Here is a 22,228-nt window from a genome sequence, read left to right as displayed (position 1 = left end):
TTCAGATCCGGGCAGCGGATGCGGCAGCGGCCAGTTGGGCGGGTTCCTGCCGGCTCGCAGCCTCGACAGTGTGCAGGAGCAGCAGCGCGGTGGTGACTGAACCGACGCCCCCGGGCACGGGGGTTAAGGCAGCCGCGACGCCGCTGACGCTCGCCTCGTCCACGTCGCCCACAAGTGAGCCGTCGGGCAGAACATTGGTGCCGACGTCGATCACTACCGTCTTTTCCGTAACGTGGCTGCCGGTCAACAACCCCGTCCGGCCGGCGGCCACCACCACGACGTCGGCGGGCCGCGTGAACGGCTCCAGCGCACCTGAACGGGAGTGGCAGACGGTGACGGTTGCATCCTTGGCGAGCAGCAGCAAGGACAGCGGCTTGCCCACCACAGCGGAACGTCCGACGACGACGACGTTGCGTCCCGCCGTCGGAACCTCAAAGTGATCCAAAAGCTCGACGACGGCCCGTGCTGTTGCGGGGGCAAAGGCCGGTTGCCCGACAGCCAGGCGACCAAGGCTGAGGGGGTTGGCGCCGTCGATGTCCTTTTCGGGGGCGATGAGTCCCACCAAGGAATCCGCCTTCACCCCGGCAGGCAGGGGAGTCTGGAGGATGATGCCGTGGACCGAAGACTCCGCGCTGAGGTCCAGGAGGACCGAGGCCAGGACCTGCTCGGTGGCGTCGTGGCCAAGGTCCACGATCCGGCAGCCGATCCCGGCCCGTTCGGCAGCGCGTTCGATGGACCGTACGTACCAGAGGGTCGATTCGTCGTCCGTGGCCACCACTACGGCAACCGTGGGGCGGATGCCCTGGCTGTCCAGAGCGAGGGCCTGTTCCTGGGCGCGTTGCTTGATCAGGCCCGCCAGCGGCTTTCCGGACAGCACTTCTGCGCTCATGCGAGGATCCTTTCGCGGACGCGGCGGGACAGGGTGTCGGCGGCCAGGACAACTTTCTCTTCCAGCCCGTCGGTCTGCCCGGCAAGTCCGGTCCGGACAGCATCGTCCTTGATGGCCACCAGGTTGATGTCGATGTTGATGCGTGCGGTAGTGGCGGCCGCCCGTGCTGCGTCGGCGGCAGCAGCGACGTCGCTGATGACATTGGGGTTGGCGGCCTCAAAAAGTTCCGTAGCGAGGTCCACGATTCCGCCGGCAACTGAAATGAGCTGTGCCGGGGTTTGTGCGGCCTGGACCAGGGCAGCGTCAATGGCCGCCTTCTTCGCGGCCTTCAGCTCAGGGGTGTCGGAAGGAAGCTTGTAGGAGTCTATGACGCCCTGGAAAGCGTGTTCGTCGGCATCGGCCAGCCGGAGCGCTTCGGCCCGGAGGTGATCGGCGCTGCTGGTGATACGGGCAACCAGTCCTTCGTGCTCTGCGTACTTTTCGCCCGTGGTGTACCGGGCAACCATGGCCACAAGGGCGGCACCTTGGGCAGCATGCAACGCCGCCGCTGCTCCGCCGCCCGGTGTGGGTTGGCGGGCGGCGAGCCTGGCCAGGTAATCGTTGACTGTTTCTGAACTGATCATGTGTCTTCCTGGGCTGGAGAAAGATAAGGGGAAAGACAACGGCCCGGACCCGGTTGCGAGGGAAAGGGGGTCCGGGCCGTGTGTCTGGGGGCCGCGGGTGCGGCAGCAGGACCGACTAGCCCCGGAGGCGGCTCATGGTGGGGTCGTACAGCGGATCCTCGGTGACGGTCGCCTGGATTCGGCGGCCGAAGTACTCGATCTCCACGGAGTCTCCCAGTGAGACAGCTGCGGGCAGGTAGGCGTACGCGATCGGCTTGCGGACCGAGTAACCGTAGGCCGCGCTGGTCACGTAACCAACCGCCTGGTCCTTGTAGAACACCGGTTCCTTGCCCAACACGAGGCTCCTGCCGTCGTCGACCGTCAAGCAGCGCAGGCGGCGCTTGGAGGTTTCCTCGCTGCGGCCCTCCAGGGCGGCCTTGCCGACGAAGTTCTCCTTGGTCATCTTCACAGCGAAACCGAGGCCCGATTCGTACGGGTCGTGCTCGGTGGTCATGTCCGAGCCCCAGGAACGGTAGCCCTTTTCAAGGCGCAGCGAGCTGAAGGCTGCGCGGCCGGCGGCGATGACACCGAACGGCTGGCCGGCCTTCCACAGTGCATCCCACAGGCGCTGGCCGTTGTCGGCGCTCGTGTAGAGCTCCCAGCCGAGTTCGCCAACGTAGGACAGGCGCATGGCTGTTACGGTGACGCCGCCGATGGTGACCTTCTTGGCGCGGAAGTACTTCAGGCCGTCATTGGTGAAGTCGTCGCTGCTGACGGTGCTGATGAGGTCGCGGGCCAAGGGGCCCCAGAGGCCGATGCAGCAGGTGCCGCCAGTGGTGTCGCGGACCTGGACCCAGTCCTCGGCGCCGCCGTTGTCCGTCTGGTGGCGGGCTGCGCGGTCAAAGTAGGCGGTGTCGATGTTGCCGTTCGCGCCAAGCTGGAAGGTGTTCTCGTCCAGGCGTGCCACCGTGATGTCGCTTCGGATGCCACCGGCTTCGTCCAGCAGCAGGGTGTAGGTGACGGCGCCGGGCTTCTTGGCGAGGTCGCCGGTGGTCAGTTCCTGCAGGAGCTTCAGGGCACCCGGACCCGAAACTTCCAGGCGCTTGAGCGGGGTCATGTCGTACATGGCCACGGCGGTACGGGTCTTCCAGGCTTCGGCTGCCGCGATGGGGGAGCTGAACATGCCGGACCAGGCATCGCGGGCCGGCGGCTGCCACTCGTCCGGCATTTCCTTCAGCAGTTCGGCATTGGCTTCGAACCAGTACGGCCGCTCCCAACCGGCACCTTCAAGGAAGTAGCCGCCCAGCTGCTTGTGGCGGGCGTGGAACGGGCTGACGCGAAGGTTCCGCGGGGAAAGCTTGGGCTGGAGCGGGTGCAGGACGTCATAGATTTCCACGAAGTTCTGCTGGGACGTCTCGCTGACGTACTCGGGAGTCAGCTGGACCTCTTCGAAGCGGTGGATGTCGCAGTCGCCGAGATCGATCTTGGACTTGCCGTCCACCAGGAGCTCGGCCACGGCGCGGGCGATGCCTGCGGAGTGGGTAACCCATACGGCCTCGGCAACGAAGAAGCCATCCACTTCCTTGGACTCGCCCACCAGGGAGCCACCGTCCGGGGTGAAGGAGAAGATGCCGTTGAAGCCGTCTTCGATTTCGCTTTCGCGCAGTGCCGGGAGGATCTGCTTGGTGGCCTCCCACGCCGGCAGGAAGTCCTCAAGAGTGAAGTCGAGACGGGAGGGCATGTTGTGTTCGCTGATGCTCTCCGGCTTGAACGTGCCGAGCTCGTCCAGGTCCACGGGCATGGGGCGGTGTGCGTAGGAGCCGATGCCGTAGCGCTCGCCGTGCTCGCGGTAGTAAAGGTCCTGGTCCTGGTGGCGCAGGATGGGCAGCCGGGCGCCGTTGGGCAGTTCGTTCTTGCCCTTCTGGGCGGGAACCGGGGTGGTCTTGACGTACTGGTGCGCCAGCGGGAGCAGCGGTACGGACATGCCGATCAGCTCACCCACCTTTGCGCCCCAGAAGCCAGCGCAGGACACCACGATGTCCGCGGGGATCACGCCGTCGGCAGTTTCGACGCCGGTGACGCGGCGGTTGGACTGCTCGATACCGGTCACCTCGGTGTTGCCGATGTACTTCACGCCGGCAGCCTCGGTGCGCTTGATGAGCAGCTGGACCGCACGGGCAGCCAGGGCCAGTCCGTCGGTGGGTACGTGAAGGCCGCCGAGGATGTCTTCCTCGTTGATGAGCGGGTAGAGCTCCTTGCACTCTTCACGGGAGAGGATCTTGCCATCGATGCCCCATGCCTGGGCGTAGCCGAGCTTGCGCTTGAGATCTGCCAGGCGGGTTTCCGTGGTGGCAACTTCAAGGCCGCCCACCTGGTTGAAGCAGCTCTGGCCGTCCTCGGTCAGGGACAGGAGCTTCTCCACCGTGTACTTGGCGAAAAGGGCCATGGACTTGGAGGGGTTGGTCTGGAAAACCAGTCCGGGTGCGTGCGAGGTGGAACCACCAGGCATGTTCAGGGGACCCTGGTCCAGGACGGTGATGTTGTTCCAGCCACGGGTGACCAGTTCGTCGGCGAGGTTGGTGCCGACAATCCCGGCTCCGATGATGACAATGCGGGGCGTGGTTGCCATGAAAGTTTCTCCTGCGGTGATTCGGGCGGGGCTTGTGCGGGGCGCTTAGCGGAAGACGACGGTGCTGGTCTGGTCCAGCAGGACGCGGTGTTCGCAGTGCCAGCGGACGGCTCGGGACAGGGCGAGGGCTTCCGCGTCCTGGCCGACGGTGGAAAGGGCCGTGGGACCGTAGCTGTGGTCCACGCGGATGACTTCCTGCTCGATGATCGGGCCCTCGTCCAGGTCTGCCGTGACGTAGTGGGCCGTAGCGCCTACCTGCTTCACGCCGCGGTCGTAGGCCTGGTGGTAGGGGCGTGCGCCCTTGAAGCCGGGAAGGAAGGAGTGGTGGATGTTGATGGCACGGCCTTCGAGCTTGCGGCAGAGGTCGTCCGAGAGTACCTGCATGTAGCGGGCCAGGACCACCAGGTCCGCCTGGTATTCGTCTACCAGGTCCAGGAGCTTCTGTTCTGCCTCAGCCTTGGTGTCCGGGGTGACCGGAACGTGGATGAAGGGCAGTCCTGCAGCCTCGGCCATGGCCCGGTGGGTTTCGTGGTTGGAAACCACTGCCACCAGTTCGCCGCCAAGGCTTCCGCCGCGCCAGCGGAAGATGAGGTCGTTGAGGCAGTGCCCGAACTTGGAGACCATCACCAGGACGCGCGGCTTGGTCTCGTCGTGGAAGCTGAACTTCATGTCGAAGCGCTCGGCGATGGAACGGAACTCGTCCTCAAGGGCCTCCGGGGAGAAGCTCTGTGAACCGGAGAATGCGGTGCGCAGGTGCAGGGTCTGGCGCAGGCTGTCGTCGAACTGCTGGTGTTCTTCGATGTTGAAGCCGCGTTCGAAGAGGAAGGTGGTGACTGCCTGCATGATGCCCGGCTGTTCGACGCACGACAATGTGAGTACGAACTTCTGCGCCTGCTCGCCGTTGAGCTGGCCGCGTTCAGCTGGAAGAGTGCTGAGGTGTGAGTCTGAAGCTACGAGGGTCATGTGTCCTCCTTAGGTGTTTGCCTAGATATATTCCTGGGATATGAACTGATATATTAGGATTGGAAATCAGCGTATACTGGTGTCCCGGGCAGGTCAATAGATTTCCCGGTTTTGAAGAAGGAGTTGGCGCTGTGGCTACTGGAACTCTTGCAAACATCGGCGATGCCACCAGGAAATCTCTGGCTGACGTGGCCTATGAACGGTTGCGTGATCGACTCCTGATGCTTGATATCAAGCCCGGCGACATCCTCAATGACGATCAGCTCGCCAAGGAACTGGAGGTCGGGCGGACGCCTGTCCGCGAGGCCCTGAAGCGCCTGGAGCTCGATCGTTTGGTGATCACCTATCCGCGGCGCGGAACGTTCGCTACACGGGTGGAAGTGACCGACCTCGCCTTTATCTCCGAAATCCGGGCCCAGCTGGAACCACTTGCGGCGGCCCGTGCCGCGCGGGTTGCGTCCGCTGCCACCAGGGAGCAGCTGCGGGGTGTCATGCGTGCAGTGGAGGGTTTTGATGTCAAAGCGGCTTCAGTTGTGGAGACCTTGCGCCTGGATGCCAGCGTTCACCAGGGCATCTACGCTGCCGCTGCGAATCCTCACCTCGAGGACATCCTTATCCGCTACGACAACCTGGCCACCCGCATCTGGTGCATGGTGCTGGACCGGTTGCCGAATCTTGAACACCACGTGCGCGAGCACCTGGACCTGCTGCGGGCTGTCATTGACGGCAACGAAGAAGAGGCCGCGGAGCTTGCGCGGATTCACGTCAATGGGTTCGAGCAGGCGGTTCGCCAGGCGCTGTTCGCAGCCTAGCTAAGCATCCCTCCAGCGCGGACTGGGTGGTTGACGACGGCCCGGCTCGATTGCATACTGGACCTCACTAATATATCACCCGGATATCAGGGGCATATCACGTGACTATACGACACCCTCTTTTCGAACACATTCCACTCACGGGCAGCAGCCGCGTTAAGCGGGGCATGGCGGAGATGCTCAAGGGCGGCGTCATTATGGACGTCGTTAACGTCGAGCAGGCCCGCATCGCCGAGGATGCCGGTGCCGTGGCTGTCATGGCGCTGGAGCGTGTTCCGGCTGATATCCGCGCCCAGGGTGGCGTGTCCCGCATGTCCGATCCCGACATGATTGATCAGATCATTGCCGCGGTGTCCATCCCGGTGATGGCCAAGGCCCGTATCGGCCACTTCGTCGAGGCCCAGGTCCTGCAGTCCCTCGGTGTGGACTACATCGATGAGTCCGAGGTCCTGACCCCGGCGGATTACATCAACCACATCGACAAGTGGAACTTCACTGTTCCGTTCGTCTGTGGTGCCACCAACCTGGGTGAGGCGTTGCGCCGCATCAACGAGGGCGCTGCGATGATCCGTTCCAAGGGCGAGGCCGGCACGGGAGATGTGTCCAACGCGACCGGTCACATGCGCAAGATCCGCGCCGAGATCGCGAAGCTCTCGGCTCTGCCCGAGGACGAGCTGTATGTCGCGGCGAAGGAGCTGCAGGCCCCGTACGAGCTGGTCAAGGAAGTTGCCGCCACGGGCAAGCTTCCGGTGGTGTTGTTCACCGCCGGTGGCATCGCGACCCCGGCTGATGCTGCGATGATGATGCAGCTCGGCGCCGATGGTGTGTTCGTCGGTTCGGGTATCTTCAAGTCCGGCAACCCGGCAGAGCGCGCCGCCGCCGTCGTCAAAGCCACTGCCTACTACGACGATCCCGATGTGATTGCCAAGGTCTCCCGCGGCCTGGGTGAAGCGATGGTCGGCATCAACGTCGACGAAATCCCGCAACCGCACCGCCTCGCAGAGCGGGGGTGGTAGCCGTGCTCGGACAGACAAAACCGGGACAGACAAAGCCGGAACAGGCAAAGCCGGCCAGGACCGCGGAGGGGCGGGCCTTGCGCAAGGATTGGGCCCAGCTGACGGGCCACGTGGTGGAAGTGTGGCTGAAGGGGGATCGGGTGACCACAGGGATAGTGGAGCAGGCGGCCGCCGATGACTCCGTCCTGTGGATCGCAGCGCATGGCGCCGACCGGCGGAAGCTCTTCGACCAGTCCACCGGGTACGAGGTGTGGGCCTAGGGGGCCTCGTCCTCGGGCCTGGTGGTGAGGATCCTCTGCGCCCGCTTCTGCAGGATCTCCAGTGACTCCTTGATAAGGGGTGAGGCGATACTGCCCCTGCGTACGGCCGCCACGATGCGGCGGGCCGGTTTTCCTTTGCCGGTAATCCGGAGCCGGACCACGTTCTCGGCGCTGTGCAGGGGTGCCAGCCGCGGCAGCAGGCCGACGCCGAGCCCTGCCCCCACGAAGGCGATCTGGGTTTCCCACTCCACGGCCTCGTGCGCGATCCGGGGCGTCACGCCGACGGCGGTGAATGCCGCGGTGAACAGCGAGTGGTAAGTGGACCCCGCGGCCTCCGTGATCCAGGGCTCTGATGCCAACTCTTCGAGCGTCACGGTTTGCCGGGCTGCCAAGGGGTGGTTGCCGGGGATGATGACATCCAAGGGATCGTCCAGGAGGACGGTTTGTTCGAACCGGGGGTCGTCTTCGCCGTATGTGTCGGACTGCATGGCAACTATGACGGCAAGATCGATGCGCTCTGCCACCAGCAAGTCGAAGCATCGGGACGGATTTGCCTCCAGAACCTGCACCTCCAGAAGAGGGCGGCTCGAGCGCAGCGTGGCGGCGAGTGGCGCGAGCAACTGGGCGGCCGCCGTCGAAAATCCGCCGAGGCCGAAATGTGACTGCACCTGGTCGCCGGCTTCCATGGCCGCTGCGCGCAGGCTCTCCCATTCGGCAATCAGGCTGTCTGAACCGTTGACCAGAAAGCGTCCCGTGGCCGTCAGCCGCACGCCCCGGCCGTCCTTGGTGAGGAGCTGCATTCCCAGTACGCGCTGGAGTTCACGAAGCTGCGCGGAGACGGCGGAGGGGGAATATCCCGTGAGTTCGGCTGTGGCCCCGACAGTGCCGCAGCGGGCGAACACACGGAGGGTAACCAGCCTCTGATCGATCATGGGACCATCATGCACCCATTGTGCAGGGTTATCTCCTAAATATTGCGCTTTTGTTGCAGTTCAATCGTCCCTAATCTCTTACTACGAAGACTTCGATAACGCCGCTTGCGACGATGCATCCGCGGCCCCAACGAATCAGACATTTACCCAGCCTCCCGGGAGGAAACCCATGACTGCTCAAGTGAACGCACCCCTGAATTCACGCGGAAAACTCGCCTCGACATTGCCTGCGGAGCAGCTGGCCGAGATCAGCGCACTGTTCGAGTTCCGGCGCACCGGCTACTCCCTCGACGCCCCTTTCTACACGGACCCCACGATCTTCAAGATCGACATGGAAGCCATCTTCGGCCAGCACTGGATCTTTGCCGGAAGCGTCGCCGAACTGCCCGAGCCGGGCGACTACATCACGGTTGACTACGGCCCGTACTCGCTGATCGTCCTCCGCAACGACGACGGCGAAGTCAACGTCCTGCACAACGTATGCCGCCACCGCGGTGCCCGCGTCCTTACCGAAGCTGCCGGTTCCACGGGCAACCTGGTGTGCGGCTACCACTCCTGGACCTACTCGCCGGAGGGCAACCTGATCCACGCTTCGGCTCCCGGTGAGGCGAAGTTCGACAAGAACTGCTTCGCCCTCAAGCGCGCCCACAGCCGCGAGGTGGCCGGACTCATCTTCGTGTGCATCGCGAACGAGCCGCCCACGGATTTTGACGAGACCTCCAAGATCTTCGAGCCCTACCTTGCACCCCACGATCTGTCCAAGACGAAGATTGCCTACCAGCAAAACATCATCGAAGAGGGCAACTGGAAGCTCGTCATGGAGAACAACCGTGAGTGCTACCACTGTGATGGGCACCCGGAGCTCGCTTGTTCCCTCTTCCCAACCTGGGGGCTGACCGAGGGACTGATCCCGACCCACCTTGAAGAGGTGTGGGACCGCAACAAGGAAGCCCAGTCCTCCTTGGAAGAGCGCTGCCGCCGTTACGGCCTGCCCTACGAAGTGGTCGAGGAACTCGACACCCGCATCGCCGGAATCCGTATCTCCCGTGAATCCCTGGACGGCGAGGGCGAATCATTCTCCCCAGACGGCCGCCGCCTTTCCAAGAAGCTGCTGGGCGACCTGCCGGACTTCCGCCTCGGACGTTGCTCGATGCACCTGCAGCCCAACAGCTGGTTCCACTTCCTGGGCGACCACGTCATCACGTTCGGCGTCTTCCCCATCAACGAACACCAGTCGCTGGTCCGCACCACCTGGCTCGTTGCCGATGACGCGGTTGAAGGTGTGGACTACGACCTCGACAAGCTCACCTACACCTGGAAGCAGACCAACATCCAGGACAAGGCGTTCGTCGAGCTGTGCCAGACCGGTGCAGGAAGCCCGGCCTACGAGCCCGGACCCTACATGAAGAGCGAATACCAGGTTGAGGCCTTCATCAACTGGTACGTGCAGCGCGTGCAGGAGCACTTGGCATGATTGAACTCCTGACCGAAACAGCCATCCAGGAGCCACAGCGGATCCGCGGCCTTGAGATGCCATGGAACCGTGTCATGGGCAGCACCGAGGCGCCCGCCCGCGCTGCCCGTGCCTTGGGACCGTGGCACCCGCAGGAGTTCATGGCCGAATGCGTGGAGACCGTACCTGAAGCGGGCGGCCTCATGACGTTCGTCTTCCGCCGCTGCGACGGTGCCCCCCTTGCGTTCCGTGCAGGGCAGTACGTCAACATCGCCTTCCCCGTGAACGGCGAGGACCAGGACCCGGTGGACCGCAGCTACTCGCTGTCCAGTTCACCCACTGAACCCTGGACCTTCAGCATCAGCGTCAAACGCGACGCCGGCGGACTGGTTTCGCCGTGGGTGCATGAAAACGTGAAGCCCGGTACGGTCCTGGAGATGCTTGGGCCGGTGGGAGCCTTCCACCTGCCCGACGCCGACCGGCGCGCCCGGTACCTCCTGCTGGCCGCGGGCGCGGGCATCACTCCCATCATGTCCATGGTCCGGACCGTCCACTCCTTGCCGGGGCACGCCGACGTCGTTGTCCTCTACCACGGTGCGGAGGCGGGCGGCTTCGCCTTCCACCGGGAGCTGGCGTACATCGCCTCGGTGGACTCGCGCATCCGGGTCTTCTACTCACTGGGTGACCGCAACAAGCCCGAGGACTGGGAAGGTCTCAGCGGCCGCCTGACCGCCGCCATGATTGATGAAGTGGCGCCGGATGCCAACGGACGACAGGTGTACGCCTGCGGTCCCGAAGGCTACCTGAACACAGCCGCGGAGCTCCTGAAAAAGGTGGGAGTGGACGACACCTCCATCTACATGGAGTTCTTCTCGGGTGACCGCCAGACGCTCCTCGAATACGCGGCTGAAGTGGCCCTGGCCGCAGACATCGCAGAGGAAATTGCCGAGGAAATCGCAGACTCGGCGGAGGACTACTTCGAAAGCCAGCCAGCGGCTTTCGGGCTCTACGAGCCCGGATACGACGCGGACGGCACCTTGGAGGCTTCGGGCATGCCGCTTGAAGCGCTCGACGCCGACGCGACGACGTCCGTTGCGGAAGCCAACGACGCCGGTCCGGTCGCCTCGCCGGAGGCGGCGCCCGAAACCCCGGATGCTTCGAGTTTCGATACCGTGGGAACCGGAAGCCTCACCCTGTCCTTCCTGCGCACCGGCGTTAATGTGCGGATCGACCCCAGCGAGCACATCCTGGAGGTGGCCCAGCGGGCCGGCGTGCGGATCGGCGCCAACTGCAAGGAAGGGATGTGCGGTTCCTGCAAGGTGGTCAAGCTGTCAGGCGAGGTCGAGATGAACCACCAGGGCGGTATCCGTAAAAGGGAAATCGACGCCGGCAAGTTCCTGCCGTGCTGCTCCACGGCAACCACGGACATGGTGATCGACGCTTAGCGGAGGCCCGCACTGTGGGCCAGCGCAATGGCCTCGGTGCGGGACCGGACATCCAGCTTCCGGAAGAGGTTCCGGAGATGGAATTTCACGGTGTTTTCGCTGATGTTCAGCTCTGCGGCGATGGCACGGTTGCGTTGTCCGGCAGCCAGGGACTGGAGGACTTCCAGTTCCCTGGAGGCCAGGCCCCATGCCGCAACGTCCCCTGCAGGCGCTGACGGTGGATCCAGCGGCAACGCAACGGAGATGTCCGCTCCCCACCCCTGCATGACATCCACGCTCATTTTGCCGTTGAGTGCCTGCACCTTCTGGCGGAGCCGTTCCATGTTTGTGGCATCGGGCGACAGATCGCCCCGCCCGTCGTCCCGGACATTTATCAGCAGGCTCTCCCCGTCGCAGTCCCACTGGGCCCGGACCCGGTGTACGTCCGGTTGTTCGGCGATCGCCAGGACCAGGCCGCGAACCACCGCCCTGGCTGCGTGGGCCACTTCTCCCGGGAGGGCCCGTCCGTTGGCTGGCGGCTCAATGAACTGGATATCGATGTTGCTGAAGTGCATCAGCGGCCGGAGGTCCTCACGAAGCCTTTCGAACGCTGAGCTGACGGGTTCTTCCACCAGATCGCTTGTGCGGTCGTTCAGGGTCCGGAGGCTGATCAGCGCCTTGACGGTCAGGTCTGTCACGAAGGCCCGTGCCGCATGGTCATCCATGGAGTTGGACCGCAATGCTGCCAGCACTGTTTCGAGGGTTGTGGAGTGCTGGTCCACCAGTTCCGCTGTCACGCGGATCCGTTCCGCGGACGCGGCCCGGGATTCCAAAAGATACGACGGCGGCGCGTCGCTGACTTTCTCCTGGATGCGGGCTGCTGTGAGTTCCCAGAGGTAAGAGAGAACCCGCAGCGCTTCGTCGTCCATCGCAGGGACGGGGTCCGTCAAAACGAGGAGTGCGTTGCTCGGTGGGTAGGTGAGGGCCAGGATGTCGCGTTCCTGTCCTGCAATCACGGCGCGTGTACGCCACGGCCCCTTCCCGTCCATGGCCGCCCGGACGTCGTCCATTTCGGGGATGGAGACGCGGCTGACGATTTCCTCGGCGCCGGCCTTTTTCTGTGGCCGCCCCGTGCAGTCCTCGGTGAAGATCACCAGCGCGCTGCTTGCGACGTACGGCGAGAGGGCGGTCCGCAGGCTGTCGGCTATTCGTGACAGGGGTGCTCGGGAGATGTCCGCGACGGCGTCCAAAAGCTGCCAGGGGAGGGCTGAGGGCTGCGACATGTATCCAGCCTAGAGGGCGGGTGGCATCATTGCCTACCCAAAGGGGTGGCTAAGACTGCTCTTTTTCGGCATTACGCCCACCCTTCCCAGCCGGAAGAATTGCTGTATTGCCGCAGATACCCGCATCACCTACCGCAAAGGAGTGAGCAGTGCACGTCATCGCAGAACAAACGACAACCTCGAGTAACAGTGTCGCCGGCAACGCGTCCCTGATTCTCGACGAGCTTGCCCGCGTCGCCTCCGGCCTGGACTTCGGACAGCTCGCACGCCTTGCAGACAAAGTCAGCGGGGCCGAACGGGTCTTCCTGGCAGGCGCCGGTCGGAGTGGGCTTGTGCTTCGCATGGCCGCGATGCGGCTGATGCACCTGGGCCTGACGGTCCACGTGGCAGGCGACACCACAACCCCTGCCATCACAGAAGGTGACCTGCTGCTGGTGGCCTCGGGTTCCGGGACCACCTCCGGTGTGGTCAAAGCAGCCGAGACCGCACTTGCGGCCGGGGCAGGGGTAGCTGCGGTGACCACCAACCCCTCGTCCGCCCTGGCAGGGCTGGCCGACACGCTGGTGGTTATTCCGGCTGCGCAAAAGACCGACCACGGTTCGTCTGTCTCCCGGCAATACTCCGGCAGTCTCTTTGAACAGTCCCTTTTCCTGGTGACCGAGTCGGTTTTCCAAACCCTCTGGGAAGCCACGGCCGAGCCGGCGGAGAAGCTTTGGTTGCGTCACGCCAACCTCGAGTAAGCGCCCTTGATCTTTTCCCCAGCCACACCACAAAAGAAAGTAGAACACCATGAAACTGCAGGTTGCACTGGATCTCCTGACCATCGACGACGCCCTGGAACTGGCCGGCAAGGTAGCCGAGCACGTGGACATCATTGAACTGGGTACGCCCCTGATCAAGGCTGAGGGCCTGGCCGCCGTCACCGCCATCAAGGAAGCCCACCCCGGCAAGATCGTGTTCGCAGACATGAAGACCATGGACGCCGGTGAACTCGAAGCGGACATCGCCTTCAAGGCCGGCGCCGATCTGGTCTCTGTCCTGGGAACTGCGGACGACTCCACGATTGCCGGTGCGGTCAAGGCTGCACAATCCCACAACAAGGGCATCGTGGTGGACCTGATCGGCGTGGCCGACAAGGTTTCCCGTGCCAAGGAAGCCAGGGCGCTGGGGGCCAAGTTCATCGAATTCCACGCCGGCCTGGACGAGCAAGCACAGCCGGGATACGACCTGCGCGGCCTCCTCAACGCCGGGGAAGAGGCCCGAGTGCCGTTCTCCGTTGCCGGTGGCGTCAACGCATCCACCATTTCCGCGGTGCAGTTGGCCGGTGCCGACGTAGCCGTTGCAGGCAGCGCGATCTACGGTGCCTCGGACCCCGAATTGGCAGCAAAGGAACTCAAGGCAGCCATCCAGTAACTGCCGGTTCCAGAGTCAACTGCGGCCTCCCACCGCCAGATGGCCCGGGAAGACGTCCTCACGAGGGCGTTTTCCCGGGCTCCTTGCTGTGGTGCGCCCGCTCGACCAACTCCGACATCCACGGACGTTGCCCGTGGTGGACTGTCAGGCCCTCGGGGATGCCTTGGACCGAGGCTTCGGTGCCGGAGGCGTCAATCGTGATCCGGGCATTGCCCATGGGCGCGTTGCGGATGTGCAGGTCCCCGAACGACGCCGGCAGCACGGGATCGAGCCAGATGCCGCCCAAGGAGATGTGGGTGTCATAGCGCATCAGGCTCATGACCAGGTGGATGGGTGTGGTGGCGGCCCATGCCTGGGGCGAACAGGCCGTTGGGTAGGGGACAGGCTCGCGGAACTGCGAGCGGTCAAAGCCACAGAAGAGCTCGGGCAAGCGGTCGCCGGAGATTTCCGCCGCTTCAAGCATCGCCGTGGCGATGCGCTGTGCTTCCTCCACGAAGCCGTACCGCAGCAGGCCCGAAACAATGAGGGCGTTGTCGTGCGGCCATACAGAGCCGTTGTGGTAGCTGGCGGGGTTGTAGGCGCCCATGTCCTTGGCGAGGGTGCGGACACCCCAGCCACTGAACATTTCAGGGGACATCAGCCGCTCCACCACGGCAGGCGCCTTGTCCTCGTCGATCAAACCAAACCACAAGCAGTGGCCCATGTTGGAGGCGCAAGCGTCCACCGGCCTTTTGTCGCGGTCCAGGGCCACGGCGTAGTATCCCTTGTCCGGCAACCAGAACTGCTCGTTGAACCTTCTCTTCAAGTCTTCCGCGCGTTGCCGCAGGCTTTCCGCCAAGGCGAGGTCGCCGTCGTCGTACGCCATCCAGGCGCGCGCCACATAGGCGCCGTGCACGTAGGCCTGGACTTCGCAGAGCGCCAGCGGTGGTTGGGCGAGCGTGCCGTCCGCGAAGTTGATGCCGTCCCAGGAGTCCTTCCAGCCTTGGTTGATGAGCCCGTGTTCGTTGGGCCGGCCGTACTCCACGAAACCGTCGCCGTCGCGGTCCCCGTAGGTCCGGATCCACTCCAGTGCCCTGTCCGCATGGGGGAGGAGGGACGCGATGGCGTCCTTGCCGAAGCCCCAGCGGCTGACCGAACCCAGCACCACGACAAACAGCGGCGTGGCGTCCACGCTGCCGTAGTACGCTGACTTGCCGCCCAGGGCCAGGCCTCCGGAGACGCCAAGCCGGACTTCGTGCAGGATCTTGCCGGGTTCTTCCTCGGTGGCCTCATCCACTACCGTGCCTTGGCGGTCGGCCAAGGTGCGCAGGGTGCCCAACGCCAGGGAAGGGTCCACGGGGAGCGCCATTTCGGAAGCCCACAGGGAGTCCCGGCCAAACAACGTCATGAACCACGGGGCACCGGCGGCCACAACCACCCGCTCGGGGTGGTCCGGGTCCTGGATGCGCAAGGCGCCGAGGTCCTCGTAGCTGCGGCGAAGGGTGTCTTCGATCGAGCGGTTGCTCAGTTGCACAACGGGGATCCGGTCCACCCAGTCCTGCCGGCGCTGGTCGCTGGGCGAGAGTCCCCCCTGATTCTGGTGGGTGAAGGTAGCCCCCGATCCAGTGCCATGCGCTTTCGGCACTACGCTGGCGCGGGTACTCCAACTCCCGTAGGCAGGTATTTTCGCCGTAAAGCCCAGGGCTTTTGACCCGGCCCCGGCGCCGTCGGCGCGAATGACGACACTTTTCCGGATGTCCTCCCATTTTCCCCGAATTTCAATGGAATCACCGTCGGGCAGGTGCGTTTCTGTCCATTGGCGCGTTATCCGGGCTTCCTTCACTTCAAAAAGATCAGCAAAATCCGAGTCCGCAGAGAGCAGGATGCGGCATTGAGTCGCCTGGTTGGAATAATTCCGGACAGTAATTTCTTCGCGGATTCCATTTCCTACCTCACGCAGCCTCTCAACCAGCAACGGGCTGTCCGCATGGCCGTCGGGGCGGGGCACCCGGCCTACAAAGAAGGCGCGGTAGGGCTCCCTGGTCTCTGCTGCCAAGGGTTCGATCACCTGTCCATTGACGGTGAGTTCCCACGTGGACAGGATCCGGGTATCCAGATGGAAGACGCCGTGCGGGACGTCCGAATGGATATCCCCGTTTGCCGCGGAAATACAGAAGGATGAGCCTTCAACCAAAGTGACCGTGCCTGAGCCGAGGGGGCCGGCTGCCGTGTCAGCATTCCATCCAGCCACGTGATGCTCCTTATCCGTGAGCCTGAGCTGTGCCGGACGCCGGGCGTCCGTCCATCAGTGGGGATGGATACGACGGTACGCCCGCAGGAATAGGGACGCCATACCCCGCCACGTGCAACCGCCTGCGCTGAGAGTTAACCTTGTTTTCGCTTCCGGGAACCCCAAAGGGGTCTATAGTGGGTAAATAGGACATTCGCTGATGCAGCCCGGCGGCCCTAACTTCTCTAAGTAGAGGCCCCAAAAATGACCGACACCCAAATCAGCACTTTTTTGCGCGACTCCGTGGTGTTCGAGGACGACACTGAGAAGGGCCTGGACTTTGACACTCTCTACGGCTTGTACATCAGTTGGTGCGTTCTTGGCCGCAAAGTCCCCGTCCCCGATTCCGCTTTCAAAACTGCCCTGGCCTTGCACGGTCTGAAGCCCACCAAGGAAAACGGCCTTCGGATCTATCCCGGCATGTCCATGGTGGGACCGGCCGCCAGGGACTACGTCGTCAATAACGTCCCCATGTGGACCGGATCTGCCAACGCCACCGCCCCGGTGCTCTTGGGCGACGACGAGGAAGCAGTCGCTGCCATCGCTTGACCCGCGTGCCCGTTGATCCGGCACTGCCGATAACAGCTTTTCAGCCCATGCCCCTAGGATGCCAAGAGGGGCATGGGCTGTTCCTGTTTTCCGGGGTCGTCGTCTGAGAGGGGTTACGTGAAGCCGTCTGTTGTGTGGTTCCGGGATGATCTTAGGGTCGCCGACAATCCTGCCTTGCGTGCCGCCGTGGACGACGGCGCCGCCGTCGCCTTATACGTCCTCGACGAGGAATCGCCAGGGATTCGCCCTCACGGCGGAGCTTCCCGCTGGTGGCTGCACCATTCGCTGGCTGCCCTCCGCGAAGACCTCGCCGCGCTCGGCATCCCCCTGCTGTTGCGCCGCGGCGATGCCGCCTCCGTTGTCCGGAAGACTACGACGACGCTTGGTGCGGGCGCGCTGTACTGGAACCGGCGGTACGGTGCGGCTGAGCGGACGGTCGACGCCGGGATCAAGGCCTGGGCGGGCGAGGCCGGTTTGCATGTTTCCAGTTTCCAGGCGTCCCTGCTGCACGAGCCCTGGGAAGTTACCACCAAGACCGGCGGCCAGTACAAGGTTTTCACGCCCTTCTGGCGGGCAGTGTCGGCGCAGGAATTCCGGGAACCTCTGGCCGTGCCGGAACAGGGGCATGGGTTTACCGGCAAGCTCCCGGCCTACGATGAGCTGGACTCCTGGGAACTGCTGCCCAGCAAGCCGGACTGGTCCGGGGGATTGGCGGAGAGCTGGACACCGGGCTCCGCGGCAGGCCACAGGGTACTGGCGAAGTTCGTGGCGGACGGACTGTCCAATTACAGCGAGGGCAGGAACCGGCCGGACACCGAGGGCAGCAGCCGGCTTTCGCCCTATCTTCGGTGGGGAGAGCTGAGCCCGTTCGAGGTGTGGCATGCCTTGGGTTCCAGGCAATCCGAAAGTTCCAGCATCTTTGCCTCGGAGCTGGGTTGGCGGGAGTTCTGCTGGCACCAGTACTTCCATAACCCGAACCTGGCCACGGCCAACCTTCGCCCGGAATTCGACCGCTTTCCCTGGGCATGGCCCGGAAGCAACGGGAGCAATGGCCGGCATCCCGGCCACGAGTCCGCTCCTGAAGAACTGCGTGCCTGGCAGAAAGGCAACACCGGGTTCCCCATGGTGGACGTGGGCCAGCGGCAATTGTGGAGCTCAGGCTGGATGCACAACCGCGTCCGCATGGTTGCTGCCAGTTTCCTGGTGAAGAACCTCGGTATCCATTGGCAGCTTGGTGAGCAATGGTTCTGGGACACCCTGGTGGACGCGGACCCGGCATCAAACCCGGCGAACTGGCAGTGGGTGGCGGGATCCGGTGCGGATGCCTCGCCCTTCTTCAGGATCTTCAACCCCGAAGCCCAGCGCGTGAAGTTCGATCCGCAGGGGAAGTACATCGCCCACTGGATTCCGGAGTTCGGCACCCCCGCATACCCGGAGGAGATCGTAGACCTCAAGACGACGCGCGCCGAGGCATTGGAAGCCTACAAGGGGATGAAAGAGGTTCACTGAGTAGGCTGGCTGAATGTCGGTTGAGCTTGTTCTGAAGATCATCATCATGGTTGTGGTGGCCATGTTCATCGCAGCTGTCGCGTGGTGGGCCCGGAAACACCCCAACCGGTCCAAGGAGTACCCGGAACGGGTTCGGATGCCCAAGGTCGTGCCCGGGGTGGGCTGGCTTTTCATTGCCGTGGGCTTGCTCATGGGACTTGTCGCCTTCACCTCCGACCATGCGCGGGATCCGCTGCCCTTCCGCATCGCATCCGTGGCCATCGTGGTGGGTGGCGTGGTTTTCGTGCTCATGTACCGCAACTTCTATGTGGCTGCCCGGGAACATGAGGTGGCCTTTCGCAGCGTGTTCGGCAAGGAACACCTTCTTTGCTACAGCGACATTGCGCGCTACAGCTTCCAGACATTGAAAGGGCAGCCGTATTTGACGGTCAAGTGGGTAAACGGCGTCAAGCTCAGCCTGAATATCAGGGCCTTCGACATGACGCCGCTCTTGCGCGCCATCGACTTCCATCAGGTTACCGGGCACTGGCCGGCTCGCACGGACGGCATAGCCGGGGATGTACGACCCGGGAAATACCCCTCTGGAAATTAGTAGGAAGTCCGAGTATATTCGGGTCTAGAAATGACCTGGATCACAGTTCCTTACGTGTTCCCGCCGATTCCCAGCACTCCGGGAAGGTCAGTCATTCACGATGCAAAGGAGCATTTCCATCATGGTGCGCGAGCTTTCACACTACGTAGATGGCCAGAGGGTTGAGGGTACATCCGGCCGCTTCAGCGACGTCTACGATCCCTGCACGGGCGAAGTCCAGGCCCGCCTCCCGCTTGCCAGCGCGGACGAGGTCCGCAACGCCGTCGCAAATGCCGAGAAGGGGCAGCTCGAATGGGCGGCCATGAACCCGCAGCGCCGGGGACGGATCCTTCTCAAGTTCGTGGACCTGGTCAACGACAACATGGACGAGCTCGCCAGGCTCCTGTCCTCCGAGCACGGCAAGACGTTCGCCGATGCCAAGGGCGACATCCAGCGCGGCATCGAGGTGGTCGAGTTCTCCGCAGGGGCGCCGCACCTGCTCAAGGGCGAGTTCTCCGACAACGCCGGTGCCGGTATTGACGTCCATTCCCTGCGGCAGCCCCTGGGCGTCGTCGCGGGCATCACCCCGTTCAACTTCCCGGCCATGATTCCGTTGTGGAAGTCCGGGCCCGCGCTCGCGGCAGGCAACGCCTTCATCCTCAAACCGTCCGAGCGTGACCCGTCCGTGCCGCTGCGTCTGGCCGAGCTCTACAGCGAGGCCGGGGTGCCCAACGGCGTCTTCAACGTCATCAACGGTGACAAGGAAGCCGTGGATGCCCTGCTTGAAGACCCGCGCGTCAAGGCGATCGGCTTCGTAGGATCGACTCCGATCGCGCAGTACATCTACGCCACCGCCGCTGCGCACGGCAAGCGCGCGCAGTGCTTCGGCGGCGCCAAGAACCATATGGTGATCATGCCCGACGCCGACCTGGACATGGCTGCCGACGCCCTGATTGGTGCCGGGTACGGTTCCGCAGGCGAACGCTGCATGGCCATTTCGGTTGCCGTGCCGGTGGGCCAGGAGACCGCCGATGCCTTGGTGGCCAAGCTGACCGAGCGCGTCAAGGAACTCAAAGTCGGCCACAGCCTGGACAAGGACTCGGACTTCGGACCCGTCGTGGCTGCCTCCGCTAAGGAGCGCATTGAGGGCTACATCCAGTCGGGCGTGGACGAGGGCGCAACGCTGGTTACAGACGGCCGCGGACTGACCGTGGAGGGGTACGACGGCGGTTTCTGGGTAGGTCCCACACTCTTCGACAACGTCACCAAGGACATGAAGATCTACAAGGAAGAGATCTTCGGGCCGGTCCTCAGCGTTCTGCGCGCTGCCGACTACGACGAAGCGCTGAGGCTCTGCAGCGAGCACGAGTTCGGTAACGGCGTCGCAATTTTCACCCGCGACGGCGACTCCGCCCGCGACTTCGCCAGCCGCGTCGAAGTGGGCATGGTGGGCATCAACGTGCCAATTCCCGTGCCGATCGCGTACTACACCTTCGGCGGGTGGAAGGCGTCCGGTTTCGGCGACCTGAACCAGCACGGCGCGGACGCCTTCCGCTTCTACACCAAGACCAAGACCGTCACCTCGCGGTGGCCCTCCGGCATCCGCCAGGGCGCCAGCTTCGTGATGCCGGCGGGCAGCTGATGGGAGCGCCTGACACCGCAGAAGAAGAGGTTCTCTTTGAGCGCCGTGGCCACCTCGGCGTCGTGACGCTCAACCGGCCCAAGGCCGTCAACGCACTGAACCACGGCATGGTCCTGGCCATGCTGGAACAGCTGCGTGCCTGGGCGGACGACGAATCAGTGGAGACCGTGCTGGTGCGCGGTGCCGGGGACCGGGGCCTCTGCGCCGGAGGCGACATCGTGGCCATCTACAAGGACATGCTCCACGGTGGCTCGGAAACGGCGGACTTCTGGGCCGACGAATACCGGCTCAACGCCCTGATCGCCAACTATCCCAAGCCCTACGTCGCCTTCATGGATGGCTTGGTGCTGGGCGGCGGCGTGGGCATTTCGGCGCACGGTTCATACCGGGTGGTCACCGAACGGACCCGTACCGGGATGCCGGAAACCACCATCGGTTTCGTGCCAGACGTCGGCGGGACGCTGCTGCTGTCCCGCGCACCCGGGGAGGCGGGTACCCACGCCGCGTTGACCGGTGCGCACCTGTCCGGGGCGGATGCTTTGTTCCTCGGGCTCGCGGATTACTACGTCCCGTCCGAAAGCCTCCCCGCGCTGGCGGAAGCGCTGGAAAGCTCGACGGCGGAGGTCGCCGTCGAGCGTTTTGCCCAAGCCGCGCCGTACTCGGCTCTGGCGGCCCAGCGGGAATGGATCGACGACTGCTACGCGGGCAATGACGCCGAGGAAATTGTGCGGAGTTTGCGTTCCGCTGGGGCTGAAGCGGTTGCAGCGGCAGAGACGATCGAGGCCAAGTCGCCGACGTCGGTCAAAGTCACCTTGGAATCGTTGCGGCGCGTCCGGGGGCTGTCCCTGGAGGAAGCGCTCGACCAGGAGTACCGCGTGGGGCTCCGATGCCTGTCCGGACCCGATTTCCGTGAGGGAATCCGCGCGCAGGTGGTGGACAAGGACCGGAACCCGCACTGGAAGCCCGCCACCCTCGCCGACGTAACGGAGTCCGACGTCGAGGGCTATTTTGCCCCGCTTGGTGACCGCGAACTGGGTCTTTCGGCAAGCCCAGCTGAGTTGAAGGAAACGACATGACAGAGAATGCAGCATCGGCCACGGGGCTCATCGCTTTCCTCGGCCTGGGCCACATGGGTGGACCCATGGCCGCCAACCTGATCAAGGCCGGCCACGACGTTGTTGGCTATGATCCGGTTCCGGCCGCCGTCGAGGCCGCCAAAGCCCATGGAATTCCCATGGCGTCATCGGCGCATGAGGCTGCCGCGGAGGCCGCCGTCGTATTGACCATGTTGCCCAGCGGCAAGCACGTGCTGGACGCGTACCGGGGTGTGGACGGGCCCGGTTTGTTAAGCGTCGCCAAGCCGGACACTTTGTTCCTGGACTGCTCCACCATCAATGTGGACGAGGCCCGCCAAGCCGCGGAGATCGCCTTGGAAGCCGGCCACCGATCCGTGGACGCGCCTGTTTCCGGCGGCGTGGTGGGGGCCGAAGCGGGCACGCTCACGTTCATGGTGGGTGCGCTGCCGGAGGACTTCGAGACCGTCAAGCCGATCCTTGAACTGATGGGCAAGCGGATTGTCCACTGCGGCGACCACGGTGCCGGGCAGGCGGCGAAGGTCTGCAACAACATGATCCTGGGTGTTTCCATGATCGCCGTCGCCGAAGCGTTCGTGCTCGGCGAGAAGTTGGGGCTGACGCATCAGGCGTTGTTCGACGTCGCGTCCAATGCCTCCGGCCAGTGCTGGGCGCTGACCACCAACTGTCCTGTTCCCGGGCCGGTCCCCACCAGCCCGGCGAACCGCGACTACCAGCCCGGCTTTGCAGGGGCCTTGATGGCCAAGGACCTGCGGTTGGCCGTGAATGCGCTGGAGAGCACGGGCGTCTCTGCGGAGATGGGGCCATTGGCTTCCCGCATCTACGATGCCTTTGCTGCCGGCGAGGGCGCTGGACGGGACTTCTCCGGCATCATTACGGACATTCGCGACAAGTCTGTGTGAGAGGTTGGAACTGAAC

The 22,228-nt window shown here is 64.0% G+C and carries 20 protein-coding genes; 13 read left to right on the top strand and 7 right to left on the bottom strand.

What is annotated here, in order from left to right:
• Position 1 precedes the first annotated feature (1 nt).
• From ACFUOZ_RS12915 to purU, 4 genes are all read right to left on the bottom strand, one after another.
• Positions 2–889 (bottom strand): bifunctional 5,10-methylenetetrahydrofolate dehydrogenase/5,10-methenyltetrahydrofolate cyclohydrolase, encoded by an 888-nt coding sequence (locus ACFUOZ_RS12915; RefSeq protein WP_377548656.1) that lies wholly within the window; start codon positions 887–889, stop codon positions 2–4.
• Positions 886–1,512 carry a cyclodeaminase/cyclohydrolase family protein gene (locus ACFUOZ_RS12910; protein ID WP_377548654.1) on the bottom strand — a complete coding sequence of 209 codons (627 nt, stop codon included), beginning with the start codon at positions 1,510–1,512 and terminating at the stop codon, positions 886–888. Before ACFUOZ_RS12910 ends, ACFUOZ_RS12915 begins: the two co-directional genes overlap by 4 nt.
• Positions 1,513–1,627: 115 nt before the next feature.
• On the bottom strand, positions 1,628–4,120 hold the full coding sequence (locus tag ACFUOZ_RS12905) for an FAD-dependent oxidoreductase (protein WP_377548651.1): 2,493 nt from the start codon (positions 4,118–4,120) through the stop codon (positions 1,628–1,630).
• 45 nt (positions 4,121–4,165) lie between these two features.
• Positions 4,166–5,083 (bottom strand): formyltetrahydrofolate deformylase, encoded by a 918-nt coding sequence (gene purU, locus ACFUOZ_RS12900; protein WP_377548649.1) that lies wholly within the window; start codon positions 5,081–5,083, stop codon positions 4,166–4,168.
• A gap of 131 nt (positions 5,084–5,214) precedes the next feature.
• Here purU and ACFUOZ_RS12895 point away from each other — a divergent pair, with 131 nt between their 5' ends.
• The 3 genes from ACFUOZ_RS12895 (at position 5,215) to ACFUOZ_RS12885 (ending at position 7,171) form a co-directional block, all read left to right on the top strand.
• Positions 5,215–5,895 carry a GntR family transcriptional regulator gene (locus ACFUOZ_RS12895; protein WP_377548647.1) on the top strand — a complete coding sequence of 227 codons (681 nt, stop codon included), beginning with the start codon at positions 5,215–5,217 and terminating at the stop codon, positions 5,893–5,895.
• 101 nt (positions 5,896–5,996) lie between these two features.
• Positions 5,997–6,911 (top strand): pyridoxal 5'-phosphate synthase lyase subunit PdxS, encoded by a 915-nt coding sequence (gene pdxS / locus ACFUOZ_RS12890; RefSeq protein WP_377548644.1) that lies wholly within the window; start codon positions 5,997–5,999, stop codon positions 6,909–6,911.
• Between the two features lie 2 nt (positions 6,912–6,913).
• Positions 6,914–7,171 (top strand): hypothetical protein, encoded by a 258-nt coding sequence (locus ACFUOZ_RS12885; protein ID WP_377548641.1) that lies wholly within the window; start codon positions 6,914–6,916, stop codon positions 7,169–7,171.
• On the opposite strand, the gene ACFUOZ_RS12880 is transcribed toward ACFUOZ_RS12885, so the two are convergent.
• On the bottom strand, positions 7,168–8,103 hold the full coding sequence (locus tag ACFUOZ_RS12880) for a LysR family transcriptional regulator (protein WP_377548638.1): 936 nt from the start codon (positions 8,101–8,103) through the stop codon (positions 7,168–7,170). The genes ACFUOZ_RS12885 and ACFUOZ_RS12880 overlap by 4 nt on opposite strands.
• Positions 8,104–8,272: 169 nt before the next feature.
• Here ACFUOZ_RS12880 and ACFUOZ_RS12875 point away from each other — a divergent pair, with 169 nt between their 5' ends.
• On the top strand, positions 8,273–9,577 hold the full coding sequence (locus ACFUOZ_RS12875; protein WP_377548635.1) for an SRPBCC family protein: 1,305 nt from the start codon (positions 8,273–8,275) through the stop codon (positions 9,575–9,577).
• The gene (locus ACFUOZ_RS12870; RefSeq protein ID WP_377548632.1) at positions 9,574–11,001 is read left to right on the top strand and encodes a ferredoxin reductase; all 1,428 of its coding nucleotides are present in this window, start codon (positions 9,574–9,576) and stop codon (positions 10,999–11,001) included. The genes ACFUOZ_RS12875 and ACFUOZ_RS12870 overlap by 4 nt, the downstream gene beginning before the upstream one ends.
• Here the strand turns inward: ACFUOZ_RS12870 and ACFUOZ_RS12865 are convergent.
• Entirely contained in the window at positions 10,998–12,263 is a 1,266-nt protein-coding gene (locus ACFUOZ_RS12865; RefSeq protein WP_377548630.1) for a LuxR C-terminal-related transcriptional regulator, read from the bottom strand. The two genes, ACFUOZ_RS12870 and ACFUOZ_RS12865, sit on opposite strands and share 4 nt — an antisense overlap.
• Before the next feature lie 149 nt (positions 12,264–12,412).
• On the opposite strand from ACFUOZ_RS12865, the gene hxlB reads away from it, so the two are divergent.
• Entirely contained in the window at positions 12,413–13,003 is a 591-nt protein-coding gene (gene hxlB, locus ACFUOZ_RS12860; RefSeq protein ID WP_377548628.1) for a 6-phospho-3-hexuloisomerase, read from the top strand.
• Between the two features lie 49 nt (positions 13,004–13,052).
• Positions 13,053–13,676: a 3-hexulose-6-phosphate synthase gene (gene hxlA, locus ACFUOZ_RS12855; protein ID WP_377548626.1), complete on the top strand. Its 624-nt coding sequence runs from the start codon at positions 13,053–13,055 to the stop codon at positions 13,674–13,676.
• Between the two features lie 58 nt (positions 13,677–13,734).
• Here the strand turns inward: hxlA and ACFUOZ_RS12850 are convergent, their stop codons facing one another.
• On the bottom strand, positions 13,735–15,906 hold the full coding sequence (locus ACFUOZ_RS12850) for a glycogen debranching N-terminal domain-containing protein (protein WP_377548623.1): 2,172 nt from the start codon (positions 15,904–15,906) through the stop codon (positions 13,735–13,737).
• Between the two features lie 243 nt (positions 15,907–16,149).
• Between ACFUOZ_RS12850 and ACFUOZ_RS12845 the strand changes: the two genes are divergently transcribed.
• From ACFUOZ_RS12845 to mmsB, 6 genes are all read left to right on the top strand, one after another.
• On the top strand, positions 16,150–16,494 hold the full coding sequence (locus tag ACFUOZ_RS12845; protein WP_377548621.1) for a hypothetical protein: 345 nt from the start codon (positions 16,150–16,152) through the stop codon (positions 16,492–16,494).
• A 117-nt stretch (positions 16,495–16,611) separates the two neighbouring features.
• The gene (locus ACFUOZ_RS12840) at positions 16,612–18,003 is read left to right on the top strand and encodes a cryptochrome/photolyase family protein (protein WP_377548619.1); all 1,392 of its coding nucleotides are present in this window, start codon (positions 16,612–16,614) and stop codon (positions 18,001–18,003) included.
• Between the two features lie 13 nt (positions 18,004–18,016).
• Positions 18,017–18,595, top strand: a complete 579-nt coding sequence (locus tag ACFUOZ_RS12835) for a hypothetical protein (protein WP_377548617.1) — start codon at positions 18,017–18,019, stop codon at positions 18,593–18,595.
• A 121-nt stretch (positions 18,596–18,716) separates the two neighbouring features.
• Positions 18,717–20,216, top strand: coding sequence for a CoA-acylating methylmalonate-semialdehyde dehydrogenase (locus ACFUOZ_RS12830; protein ID WP_377548615.1), 1,500 nt, complete (start codon positions 18,717–18,719; stop codon positions 20,214–20,216).
• Positions 20,216–21,292: an enoyl-CoA hydratase/isomerase family protein gene (locus ACFUOZ_RS12825; RefSeq protein ID WP_377548613.1), complete on the top strand. Its 1,077-nt coding sequence runs from the start codon at positions 20,216–20,218 to the stop codon at positions 21,290–21,292. Before ACFUOZ_RS12830 ends, ACFUOZ_RS12825 begins: the two co-directional genes overlap by 1 nt.
• On the top strand, positions 21,289–22,212 hold the full coding sequence (gene mmsB / locus ACFUOZ_RS12820) for a 3-hydroxyisobutyrate dehydrogenase (protein WP_377548611.1): 924 nt from the start codon (positions 21,289–21,291) through the stop codon (positions 22,210–22,212). Before ACFUOZ_RS12825 ends, mmsB begins: the two co-directional genes overlap by 4 nt.
• Positions 22,213–22,228 lie beyond the last annotated feature (16 nt).

This window comes from Paenarthrobacter sp. NPDC057355 (genome assembly GCF_042667405.1).
In the GTDB taxonomy this organism is placed as follows: Bacteria; Actinomycetota; Actinomycetes; order Actinomycetales; family Micrococcaceae; genus Arthrobacter.
This window is presented reverse-complemented; position numbering and strand designations above follow the sequence as displayed.